This window comes from Streptomyces sp. NPDC051105, assembly GCF_040682795.1.
In the GTDB taxonomy this organism is placed as follows: Bacteria; Actinomycetota; Actinomycetes; order Streptomycetales; family Streptomycetaceae; genus Streptomyces.
Window position 1 is genome coordinate 122786 of the sequence record NZ_JBFBBR010000017.1, and the last position, 12185, is coordinate 134970.

The window sequence follows — 12185 nt, forward strand, 5'->3', positions numbered from 1 at the left end:
CTCCCGGGGTGCGGACCGCGTCTGACCCCGGAGCGGACGGGCGCCTTCACCGGAGCGTGCCTTGACCGTGAAAACGAACGACCTGACCATGCGTCCGATCACCGGACGCGAAGAACTCGACCTCTTCTCCCAACTGCCTTACGTCCTCAACGAGGAACTGGCGGACGACCTTGCCGCCGGGCGCCGACGTCCGGCGTGGATGTGGGTCGCCCTGCGCGGTGACCGCCTGCTGGCCAGGGCAGCCTGGTGGAGCCGATCAGCCGGCGACGCACCACTCATCCTGGACGTCGTCGACATCGAAGACAGCGCCTCGGGCTCCGATCACGTGGACATCGGGGTGCGACTTCTACAGACCGCGATGGCCGCTACCCTCCCGAACGGGTCGCCTCGCCCTGAGTACAGCCGTTTCGTCCCGCCGGACTGGCGTGAGAACGCGGTCACGAGACAGGCCGTCGAAGACCGCATGACGGTCCTCGGACGGACCGGTGCCCGGCTCTTCGTCGAACGACTGCGCCTGGAATGGCGTCCAAAATCGCCCGTTCCCGAGCCCAACGGGCGCCTCCTCTTCCGGCCGGTCCACGATGGCGAGGAACTCGTGGCTCTGATGGCCTCGGTTCTGGACGGAACGCTCGACGCACATGGCCGTGATGCCCTGACCCGGATGTCCGTGCACGAAGCGGCCGTCCGGCACTACGAGGACGAGCTGGCGCGTTACACGACCCCGCGGGACTGGTGGCGTGTCGCCACACTGCCTCACGGAGAGCCAGTGGGGTTCGTCATCCCGGCCCGCAACGACTACAACGCGATCATCGCCTACATCGCGGTGCTCCCCTCACACCGCGGCAACGGCTACATCGACGACATCCTCGCCGAGGGCACCCGCGTCCTCGCCGAGCAGCATGTCCCACGCATCCGCGCGTCCACGGACCTCGGCAACATCCCGATGGCGAATGCATTCCGGCGCGCTGGATACATCAATTTCGAGCGTGAAATCAACATGACCTGGGGCTGATCGCGCATGGGGCGCGGGCTTGAGGCCCAGCAGCGTCCACGCGCCCCGGGAACTTCACGAAGTGCCTTGCCGATCCTGCCTGATGTGGTCCTAGAGAAACCCCATCATCGCAGGTCGCAAGGCACTTCTTCGTTTCTGGAAGAACCATCCGCCGGCATCAAGCTGGTGGATCCGGGGTCAGCGCACCAGGAAGGGGGGATCTCACAGTACCTGTATCACCAGGGTCTCCCAGACGTCCAGAACGCCTGTCAACCTGGTTGAGCCGAAAGCGCCGACAACACTCCATGGACACGCACCGCAGCTATACCCCCATCGGTTTAATTCAGCTGCCCCGAATGCGCGACCATGTCGGCGATTTCTTCCACTAACGAAGGGACGGAGACCAATGGCGGACAACCAATCCACCACTCGCACGGAACTTTTCGATCTGAGTGGGAAGTACGCCCTTGTCACTGGCGGCACCAGGGGCATTGGGATGATGATAGCGCGCGGCCTTCTTCAGGCGGGCGCCCGCGTCGTCATCAGCTCACGCAAGGCAGACGCGTGCGCGGAGGCACAGCATCTACTGTCCGAATTCGGCGACGTTCAGGCAATCCCCGCCGACCTGTCCAGGCACGACGAGTGTCAGCGCCTCGCTGATCTTGTCATGGCCGACTCGGAACGCCTGGACATCCTGGTCAACAACGCGGGAGCGATGCGGAGCGAGCCGCTGGCGCACGAAGACGCCGAACGGCACGATCTTGGTGACCGGTCCGGTGACCACCTGCCCGATCCGCTGCGCCACCTGCGGCGACGGGACTTCCTGCCCTGCTCGGCGAGACAGCGGCACCCGTTCCCTGACCATGTCGCCGTCGAGGACCTCGGCGGTGATCTGCCGGCCGACGCTGACGACGTCGAACGGGTGATTGATCGGCCGCCAGGACAGCTCCGGAATGTTGATCATCGCGGTGAAGCCGCCGATGTCCACGAAGGCGGCGCCGAAGCGGGCGATGGTCGTCACCGTGCCGGTGACGAGCGCACTGCCTCGATGGTGTCGCGGGTGAGGCGGTGCCATCGGGAGGCGTTCGCGGCGTAGGTCTCCTCCAGGTACGCGGCTCGGTGGACGCTGGTTACCCAGCGCGGGCGGGCCCAGAAGTCGGCGTCGGCCGGGCGCTGCTCGTGCAGGGGGCGTCGGGGCGAAGTCGTACGGCGATGCGTCCAGGCGTTCCGGGAACAGGCCGAGTGAGCGGGGCGGGGACTCAGGAACGTGGCGCGAAATGGACCAGGATCCGGCCCGTGTTCACCGTGTCGATCTCCACGCGGTCGTACAGCTTCCTGATGTGCTTCTGGCCGAGGAACGCGAGGACGCGCCCCTTGAGCTGCCCAGTGCCCTTTCCGTGAATGATCTGCACGACGGGCTCTCCTGTGCGTTTCGCCTGGAAGACGATCTGCCGCAGCGAGAGTTCGATGTCGCGGTTGTTCCGGAAGATCGGGTGCAAATCCAATGTCAGCAAGGTGCTACCTCCCGCTGCCGCCACCTGTGACGACCCGGTCCGAGTGTGTCATGTGCCACCCTGCCAGGACGCCTTCCACCGTGTACGAGACGTGGAACAACCGACAGACCAGCGACCGCGAAACCGACCTCGGCGCCGCCGGGGGCGACGTGCTCGGACACGCGCGGGGTTGCCGCGCGAAGATCGCAGTCGGCCGGGCGGTCGGCCGGCGTGCCGCCGGGCAGAACACGCACCCCGTCGACGCGGCCCGGGGGGCAGGTTGCCGGCTTCGGGGCGGGTACGTCAGATCGCGGCACGAAGGCCCCCGAGGCCGGTCCGCCCCGGACGTTCCCCCAACGGCGGGATCCGCCGTCTCCACCCGATCCCCCGGCGACCTGCTTACGAGGAGCCCCGAGGGAGTGCACCTTCTGGGTCACCATATTGAGGCATATGCCTCGCGGTCCTGTTTCGATGAGTGGTGGCCAGCGGACGCTCGCAGCGACACCGCACCCGCTCTGACTGGCCCGCGGTGCGTTGCGCGAGCCGTTCTCCCTCCTCCGCGAAGGGACGTCTCCCTTTCATGCCCACCAACAACAAGACCCGCACTGCGTCGGCGCCGAGGAAATCGGCGTCCTCCCAGGACAAGCTGATCGAGTCCTTGAAGCAGTACATCCGCACGCGCGGTGCGGACCTGCTCGCAGACCCCAACGTGTCGTCCGTCGGAATCGGTCACAAACTCAAGAACGGCACTCGGGGGAAACAGATTGCACTGCAGTTCACGGTCAACAGGAAGGCCGAGCCGGAAGCCCTCGAGGCGCTGGGCACGACCCGGATCCCGGAGAGCATCACGGTGGACGGGGTGAAGGTGCCGACCGACGTCATCGAGCGCAGCTACCAGCCCCACTTCCGCGTGGTCGCGGAGGCTGAGAAGCCTCCGCGAAAGACCCGCCTCAACCCCATAGCCCCGGGGGCCAGTGTCGGCGGTGTGACGGTCTCGGCCGGCACCATCGGCTGCATCGTGTTCGACAGGACCGACGGCACCCCATACGTGCTCAGCAACTGGCATGTACTGCAGGGCCCGGACGGTCAGCTGGGCGAGGAGGCCGTCCAGCCCGGCCGGTTCGACGACAACCAGATCTCCCGCAACCGCCTCGGCGTCCTGAGGCGGTCTCACCTGGGGGCGGCCGGCGACTGCGCCGTGGCCACCATCGAAGAGGGTCGGACGTTCGATCCCAAGATCTTGGGACTTGACGTGGCACCCCAGGAGTTGGGTGAGGCGGCTCTGGGAGACAAGGTCGTCAAGAGCGGACGGACCACGGGCGTCACCCACGGGATCGTCCGCCGCATCCAGACGATGGCCAAGATCGACTACGGTGGTGACGTCGGCGAGAAAACCATCGGCTGCTTCGAGATCGGGCCCGACAACGAGCACCCGGCGGCAGACAAGCAGATCAGCAGCGGCGGTGACTCGGGCGCAGCCTGGCTGTTCAAGCAGAACGGCCGGCCGAGCAAAGTCATCGCCGGACTGCACTTCGGCGGCGAAAGCGCCGGCGACCCCGACGACCACGCGCTGGCCTGCCTCGCCGGCTCCGTCTTCGAGAAGCTCGACATCACCCTGCAGCAGCCCTCTCCCGAGGAGGTGCAGCCCCTGCAGGGCTACAACCCGGACTTCCTCAGGGAACAGATCGACATTCCGCAGCTGACCGCGGAGATCAGCGGGGACGCCGTACGCCTCGGTGGCTCCGAGGTCATCCCGTACACGCACTACTCGCTGGCCCTCAGCAAGAAGCGGCATTTCCCCTTCTGGGTGGGCTGGAACATCGACGGCGCCAGCCTCAAGAAGCTCAGCCGGTCCGGCATACCCTTCACCAAGGACCCGCGGCTTCCCGCGAACACGCAGGTCGGGAACGAACTGTATGAGGCCAACCGGCTCGACCGCGGCCACATAGCCCGCCGTGCGGACCTGATCTGGGGCAGCATGCCCGAGGCCCAGAAGGCGAACACCGATTCGTTCTTCTACACCAACATCACCCCGCAGATGGACGACTTCAACCAGAGCGCCAAGAACGGCCTGTGGGGCGAGCTCGAGGACGCCATCTTCGCCGACGTCGACGTGGACGACCTGAAGGTGAGCGTCTTCGGCGGACCGGTCCTCCAGGACGACGACCGCGTCTACCGGGACGTGAAGATCCCCCGTGAGTTCTGGAAGGTCATCGCCTTCGTGGAGCGAGGTGAGTTGAAGGCCAAGGCGTTCTTGCTCACGCAGAACCTCGACCAGCTCGAAGCCCTGGACCTCGACGAGTTCCGCGTCTTCCAGGTCACCCTCGACGAGATCGAGGAACGAGCCCACATCCGCTTCCCCACCGCCCTTCACAAGGGCGACCACCTGCTCGTGCCGGAGGCGGTGTCAGAGCGGAGACCATTGGATGACCTGGCCGACATCCACTGGGACTGACCTGGCGGCCCGCCGGCGTGTCTCGTCAAGCCACAGCGCGTGAGACACGCCGGCTCCTCACGGTCTTGGGTCTTCGCGACCACGGCATCCACGAGCTCCGCCCGGAACCCCTGACTCAGGGTCTCCGAGTGCCAGACGATCGACAAGCCAGGCAGTCACGGAACACCACCCTGACATCCGCTGAAGGATCTGCACGGGGGCAGCCGCCCGTTTCCGGGCGGCTGCCACCGTGCAGCCGCCCGTTTCTGGGCGGCGCCCTTACCCCGGCGAGCCGCCCACGGTTCGTCGGAGCGCGTCCAGGCGGGGAGCCCGGGCGGTGGATCGGCTTCTGTGACGCAGCCCGGAGCGGCGGGCGCGAGGAGCGGCTGCGCCCGCCGCTCCCGCACCCGGCCGAACCCAGCGGAGAAAGCCTGCGCGGCGACGGCGGACCGTGCGCCCGGCGGACCGGGCGGCCTCTCCTCCGCAGCCGCGAGGACACGCACGCACGTCGGAGGCCCGGGGGTAGATCTGGGGTTCGAGATGCACGGAAGCCGCGATTCCCGTAATGTCAGAAGTGGACTGTTTTCGGGGTGTCTTCTCCCTCGTCGGGGGGTTCGGCGGTAGCTCCCGTCACCGCAAGAATCACCGCACCGTCAGGAGACCTGATGGCCACCCAGAAAGGCCGCCCTCGCGCTGTCTCGGTCTACGCACTCGCCGGCATCCGGCTCTTCAACGGAGTCACCGGACTGCTCGCACCCGGCCTGCTCATCCGGCGCCTCGACCCCGATCGTGAGCCGCCCAGTCCGGCGGCGGTGTACGCCTTCCGGCTCTTCGGGATCCGTACGATCCTGCTCGGTCTCGCTCTGCTGACCGACCGCGACGAGCGGTTGCGGGAGGACCTGCGCGACGGCGTCCTGATCCACGGCAGTGACACCGCGACGGCGGCCACGCTGGGCCTGAGCGGCCGGCTTCCCCCGCGTACCGCGGCGCTGACCACGCTCGTCTCGGCCGCCAACACGGTCCTGGCCGCCACCTCGCTCGCCAACCCGGTGAAGGGGAAGCGGAAGTGACAGGAAGGCCCGGTGCCGATTCACCCGCCGAGACGGGTTTCGACTACGTCGTCGTCGGCGCGGGGGCGGGCGGCGGACCGCTCGCGGCCAACCTCGCCACCGCGGGCATGCGCACCCTGCTGCTCGACGCGGGCGGCGCCCCGGAGAACGACAACTACCTGGTGCCCGCCTTCCACGCGGACGCCTCCGAGGACCCCGTCCAGTGCTGGAACTACTTCGTACGGCACTACGCCGACGAGGCGCAGCAACAGCGCGACAGCAAACTCGTCCCGGACCGGGGGATCCTCTACCCGCGCGCCGGGACGGTCGGCGGCTGTACCGCGCACCACGCGCTGATCACCGTCTATCCGTACAACCGTGACTGGGACGCCATCGCGGAGGAGACCGGCGACGCGACGTGGCACAGCACTGCCATGCGCCGGTACTTCGAGCGGCTGGAACGCTGCACCTACCGGCCAAGGCCCAAGGAGCCATCCGTCGGCCCGCTGCTGGCCGCGCTGTTGAAGGTCCTGCCGGTCACGGGCGCCCGCTACCGCAACGACGCACGCCACGGATTCGACGGCTGGCTGCCGACCGCGCTCGCCGACCCCGAACTGGCCGTCCAGGACGAGCAGTTGCTGAAGATCATCCTCTCGGCCGCGGAGGACACGCTGGCCGATTTCCTCGACCGGCCGCTGTCCCCGCTGGAGGGGTTCGGCTCCTTCGTCGACCCCAACGACTGGCGGGCTCAGACACGTGCCCTGCAAGGACTCTGGCAGATCCCCCTCTGCACGGCGGACGGGCGGCGCAGCGCCGTGCGCGAGCGGGTCCAGTCCGTACAGCGAAGCCATCCCGACGACCTGGTGGTCCGTACGAACGCGCTGGCGGCCCGGGTCGTACTGGACGGGAACGGAACCGCGGCCGGCGTCGACTATCTGGACGGGGCGCACACCTACCGTGCCGACCCCGCGAGCCGGCCGGACGCCGGGCCGCCGGTCCTGCGCAGGGTCCTCGCCTCCCGCGAGGTGATCCTGGCCGCGGGTGCCTTCAACACGCCCCAGCTGCTGATGCTTTCGGGCATCGGACCGCGTGAGGAACTGCAGCGGCACGGCATCGCCGTACGGGTCGACCTGCAGGGCGTGGGCGCGAATCTCCAGGACCGGTACGAGGTCGGCGTGGTCAGCCGGATGGACCGCGAGTTCCCGGTCCTCAAGGACTGCGACTTCCACGCGCCGCGACCCGGGGCCGAACCGGACCACTGCTACCAGGCCTGGCGGCGCGGCGAAGGTCTTTACACGACCAACGGCGCCGTCGTCGGTGTCACCCGCAAGTCCCGTCCGGAGCTGGACGCACCCGACCTGTTCATCTTCGGCGGCCCCTTCGACTTCCGGGGCTACCGGCCCGGCTACTCGCTCGATCTGACACTCCACAAGGACCGTTTCACCTGGGCCATCCTCAAGAGCCGCACCCACAACACCGGGGGGCGGGTGCGGCTGCGCTCCACCGACCCCCGTGACACCCCGCTGGTGAACTTCCACTACTTCGGCGAGGGCACGGACAAGGACGCAGTGGATCTCGACGCCATGGCCGGTGCCGTCGAGTTCGTGCGCCGGATGAACCGCAAGGCCGGCTCCGTGATCCTGGAGGAGTTGTGGCCCGGCAAGGACATCCACGGCGACGACGGCGTTCGCCGTTTCGTGCAGGACGAGGCCTGGGGCCACCACGCGTCCTGCACCTGCCGGATGGGACGGGCGGACGACCCTTCGGCCGTCGTCGACAGCGAGTTCCGGGTGCGCGGAGTGGACCGTCTGCGGATCGTCGACGCCTCGGTCTTCCCCCGCATTCCCGGATTCTTCGTCGCCGCCCCCGTCTACATGGTCAGCGAGAAGGCGAGCGACGTGATCCTCGCAACCACCCAAGGAGCAGCCGCCCGAGGAGGACCGCCATGAGCAAGCAACGACCCGCCGCACGAGATGCCGCAGCCGGATACCGTACGTCACTGCCCTGGCGGATCGTCACCGCCGTCGCCGAAGCGGTGGACCGGCGCATCGGCTGGGACAGACTGCCCGTCATTCCGGGCCTGGTGACGCTTCTCGGACTGCGCGTCAGGCTTCGGCAGAAGAACCTGCACGACACCGGCCGGCTGCCCTCGGTCAACCTGCCCGATCCCGGACCCCCCTCCGAGACCCACAAGGTCGACCGGACCGCCGACGGCAGCCACAACGACCTCGACGAGCCTCGCATGGGCATGGCGGGCACCCGCTTCGGCCGGAACATCCCGCTGGACCGGATCGCACCGGCCACACCCGAGGACGTCCTGTCCACGCCGAATCCGCGCGAGGTCAGCCGCGCCGTGCTCACCCGCGACGAGCTCATCCCCGCCGAATCGGTCAACTCGCTGGTCGCCGCCTGGCTTCAGTTCATGGTCCGCGACTGGTTCAGCCACGGGACCAGCCCCACGGACCGGCCCTGGGAAGTGCCCCTCATGGACGACGACCCGTGGCCGGAACACCCCATGCGGATCATGCGGACACCGGACGACCCGACCCGCGACCCGCAGGCACCTCCCGGAACGCCCGACACCCGCGTCAACGTGTCCTCCCACTGGTGGGACGCGTCGCAGATCTACGGGAAGAACGAGACCGAGCAGCGCCTGATGCGCACCGGTGAGCTGGGCAAGCTGCACCTGTGGGACGACGAGCAGTCCCCGGTCCCCTCGGACCCCTCCCAGGACCCCTCGCACGTCCCCGGCTTCTGGCTGGGCCTCGCCATGATGCACGACCTGTTCGCCCGTGAGCACAACGCGATCTGCGACCACCTGCACGGCGCGTACCCGTCCTGGAACGACGAGGAACTCTTCCAGCGCGCCCGGCTCGTCAACGCCGCGCTCCTCGCCAAGATCCACACCGTGGAGTGGACACCGGCCGTGATCAGCCACCCCACCACCGTCAAGGCACTGCGCGCCAACTGGTGGGGCATCGCGGGCGAGCGCGTCCACGACCTCTTCGGCCGGATCAGCGACAGCGAGGTCGTCAGCGGCATCCCGGGCGGCGAGACGGACCACTACGGCGTCCCGTACTCCCTCACCGAGGAGTTCGTGGCCGTCTACCGCATGCACCCGCTCATCCGCGACGAGTGGCATCTGCGCTCCGTCGCCGACGACGCGAGCCTGCGCCACTGCACCCTCCGCGACATCTCGGGTCCCGGGGCGCTGAAGGTCCTGGAGACCACCGAGATGGCCGATCTGCTCTACAGCTTCGGCACGCTCCACCCCGGGCTGGTCACGCTGCACAACTTCCCCAGGTTCCTCCAGGAGTTCGAGCGCCCCGACGGGCAGCTACAGGACCTCGCCGCCACCGACATCCTGCGCTCCCGGGAATTCGGTGTCCCCCGCTACAACGAGTTCCGGCGGCTGCTGCGGCTGAAGCCCGCGGCGAACTTCCTGGAGCTGACGGAGAACCGGGCGTGGGCCGAGCAGATCCAGTGGCTCTACGACGGCGACATCGAGAAGGTCGACCTCACGGTCGGGCTGTACGCGGAGAAGCTGCCGGCCGGGTTCGCCTTCAGCGACACGGCGTTCCGCATCTTCATCCTGATGGCCTCACGCCGGCTGAACAGCGACCGCTTCTTCACCGAGTACTACACCCCCGAGGTGTACTCCAAGGCCGGGATGGCCTGGATCGACGACAACAGCATGATCACGGTGCTGCTACGCCACCACCCGGAGCTGCGTACGGCACTTTCGGGGCTGACGAACGCCTTCGTGCCGTGGCACACCGCCGGAAGGACGGTGACCTGACATGGCAGCGACGGAAAGGTTCCGCGACGAACGGGAACGCCAGGTCGCAGCGGCCACCGCGCGGTACGACGAGACCGGCGACGAGCGGCGCGCGGTCGAGGAGCAGCAGAACGCCGGGGTCGCCTTCCCGGATTCGGAGGAGGCACTCGCGGCGCGCGCGGCCCGGCTGCTCGACCGGCAGGCGGTGCCCGCCGCCATGGCGGTGGCGGCCGTCCGGGCGGAACCGCTGGCCGCGACCGCCGCGTACGAACGCATCCTCGGGGTGTCCAAGGATCTGCAGGCATGGAGTTTCCTGCCGCGCGGCGCCCGGGCGGCACGCACCGTCGCCCGGATCTCGGTGCGGGAGAACGGCCGTGAGCTGCCTCTCGGCACCGGCTTCCTGGTGTCGCCGAGCCTGCTGATGACCAACCATCACGTGCTCACCGACGCGCAGGCCGCCCGGCAGTGCTTCGTGGAATTCGACGCCCAGGTCACCATCGACAACACGGCCCAGCCGCCGACGCGGCTGGAACTCGACCCGGACGGGTTCTTCGTCACGGACCAACGCCTGGACTTCGCCCTGGTGCTGGTCGCCCCCGGCCCGGACCCGCGGCCCCCTGGGGAGACGTTCGGCTGGAACCGGCTCAGCGCACAGCCGGGAAAACTGGTGATCGGCGAGCCGGTCAACGTCATCGGGCATCCGATGGGGCGCCTCAAGGAGATCGCCGTACGCGACAACATGCTCCAGGTGCGCCTCGACGACTTCCTCCACTACAAGACGGACACCGAGCCGGGCAACTCGGGCTCTCCCGTCTTCAACGACCAGTGGGAGGTCGTCGCGCTCCACCACAGCGGGGTGCCCAGGACCGACGAACAGGGCCGTACCCTGCGCCGGGACGGACAGGTCTGGCAGCCCGGCGACGGCGACGACGCCATCGACTGGGTGTCCAACGAGGGCGTACGCGTCAGCTCCATCCTGAAACACCTCGCAGCCCTGCCCCTCACCTCACGGCAGCGGGAACTGCTGGCCGAGATGGGCCCGGAGTCGGGACTGAGCCTCGCGGAGGCCGCCGCCGGTCCGGCGACGGCACCGGCCGCTCCCGCCGCCGGTCCGGCGACGGCTCCGGATCTCGCTGTCGCCGTGTCGCGTCCGGCCGTCGAGAAAGCCACCGCGCGTGCGGGCCTGCCCGCTCGGGTCGGCGCGTTCGGCGGCACACGGCATCTGGTCTTCCTGCACGGTCGCTCCCAGGAAGGCAAGGACCCCGAGAAACTGCGCCGCGAGTGGGCGGCCGGACTCAACCAGGGGCTCGTCCGCGCCGGGCTCCGTCCGGTCGACCCGGCGGACGTCTGGTTCCCCTACTACGGCGACCGGTTGGTGCAGTCCCTGACCACGCACGAGGCCGTCCCCCACCTCACCGAGGCGCCGACCGCCAGGGCGGCGGAGGCTGTCGCACCCGCCACCCCCACCGCCCGCACGGTGTACGAGGAGATCATCGGCGAGGCCGCCACGAAGTGGGACATGCCGCCGGAGGACCGGCTGGCCACCGAACGGATCGGTCTGGACGACGTGGTCGGGACCCTCCACAAGCGGCTGGGCTGGCTGGCCGCCAGAAGCGACCTCGATGCCTGGGCCATCGCCCTGGTCTTCCGAGACGTGGCCGCGTACCTGGACGACCGGCGCATCCGGGACGAGGTCCTGGACTGTGTACTGGAGACGATGCCGGACGCCGGGGAAGTGGTGCTCGTCAGCCACAGCCTCGGCACGGTCGTCGGCCTGGATCTCCTCACCCGGCTGTCCCCCGGAGTGAACTTCGTCCATCTGACCACGGCGGGCAGTCCGCTCGGCCTGGACAGCGTGTACAGCAGGCTGCTCGTCGGCGGGCCGAAGCGTCCGGACACCGTGGCGGACTGGCTCAACGCATGGTGCCCGACCGACGCGGTGGCCATCGGATGCCCGCTGGGCGACGACTGGGCGGACGGGCTGTCCGACCTCGCCGTCGTCAACGCCCGCGACCGGGCCCACAGCATCGTCGAGTACCTCGCCCACGCCGAGGTCGCCCGGTCGATCGGCAGCCACCTCGGCGGCTGAGCCTGAGTGTCCCGCCGATCGCGCTACTGGGGCTGCTGTTCGGTGTCGACCGCTCCACCATCACCCGTGCGATCGCCGAGATACGTACGCTCCTGACCGAGCGGGGGTGCGCGGTCCCCGACGTCTAGGTCCTTCTGGACGACGGCTACCTAGGCCTGAGCCGCGACCGCCACGGGCACTCCTCCGACCGCATCACCGTCGAACACGCCCTCGCCGACCACAAACGCTGCAAGCAACTGACGCGCTGGACCCACCGCCGCGACCGCCTCCCCGACACCTACCGCGCCATCGCCAACCTCGCCTCCGACCGCACCGCCACGACCTGAGAACGGCCACGACCAGACCAAACAC

At 68.7% G+C, this 12185-nt stretch carries 7 protein-coding genes and 3 pseudogenes; 8 read left to right on the forward strand and 2 right to left on the reverse strand.

Annotated elements, in window-relative coordinates:
* Positions 1-88: 88 nt before the first annotated feature.
* Both AB0N16_RS33805 and AB0N16_RS33810 read left to right on the forward strand, forming a co-directional pair.
* On the forward strand, positions 89-1012 hold the full coding sequence (locus AB0N16_RS33805) for a GNAT family N-acetyltransferase (protein WP_365803599.1): 924 nt from the start codon (positions 89-91) through the stop codon (positions 1010-1012).
* Positions 1013-1397: 385 nt separating this feature from the next.
* Positions 1398-1724: pseudogene (locus AB0N16_RS33810) on the forward strand (SDR family NAD(P)-dependent oxidoreductase); the annotation flags it as partial.
* A 111-nt stretch (positions 1725-1835) separates the two neighbouring features.
* Here AB0N16_RS33810 and AB0N16_RS33815 read toward each other — a convergent pair.
* Both AB0N16_RS33815 and AB0N16_RS33820 read right to left on the reverse strand, forming a co-directional pair.
* Positions 1836-2066 (reverse strand): annotated as a pseudogene (locus tag AB0N16_RS33815) (S1 RNA-binding domain-containing protein); the annotation flags it as partial.
* 184 nt (positions 2067-2250) lie between these two features.
* Positions 2251-2505 carry a Smr/MutS family protein gene (locus AB0N16_RS33820; RefSeq protein ID WP_365803450.1) on the reverse strand — a complete coding sequence of 85 codons (255 nt, stop codon included), beginning with the start codon at positions 2503-2505 and terminating at the stop codon, positions 2251-2253.
* Between the two features lie 559 nt (positions 2506-3064).
* Between AB0N16_RS33820 and AB0N16_RS33825 the strand changes: the two genes are divergently transcribed.
* The 6 genes and pseudogenes from AB0N16_RS33825 to AB0N16_RS33850 all read left to right on the forward strand — a co-directional run.
* Positions 3065-4939: a DNA/RNA non-specific endonuclease gene (locus tag AB0N16_RS33825; RefSeq protein WP_365803452.1), complete on the forward strand. Its 1875-nt coding sequence runs from the start codon at positions 3065-3067 to the stop codon at positions 4937-4939.
* A gap of 644 nt (positions 4940-5583) precedes the next feature.
* Positions 5584-5988 carry a hypothetical protein gene (locus AB0N16_RS33830; RefSeq protein WP_365803454.1) on the forward strand — a complete coding sequence of 135 codons (405 nt, stop codon included), beginning with the start codon at positions 5584-5586 and terminating at the stop codon, positions 5986-5988.
* Positions 5985-7916: a GMC oxidoreductase gene (locus tag AB0N16_RS33835; protein ID WP_365803456.1), complete on the forward strand. Its 1932-nt coding sequence runs from the start codon at positions 5985-5987 to the stop codon at positions 7914-7916. The genes AB0N16_RS33830 and AB0N16_RS33835 overlap by 4 nt, the downstream gene beginning before the upstream one ends.
* Entirely contained in the window at positions 7913-9766 is a 1854-nt protein-coding gene (locus AB0N16_RS33840) for a peroxidase family protein (RefSeq protein ID WP_365803458.1), read from the forward strand. The genes AB0N16_RS33835 and AB0N16_RS33840 overlap by 4 nt, the downstream gene beginning before the upstream one ends.
* Position 9767: 1 nt before the next feature.
* Positions 9768-11834, forward strand: a complete 2067-nt coding sequence (locus tag AB0N16_RS33845; RefSeq protein ID WP_365803460.1) for a serine protease — start codon at positions 9768-9770, stop codon at positions 11832-11834.
* Between the two features lie 14 nt (positions 11835-11848).
* Positions 11849-12160, forward strand: a pseudogene (locus AB0N16_RS33850) (hypothetical protein); the annotation flags it as partial.
* Between the last annotated feature and the right edge of the window lie 25 nt (positions 12161-12185).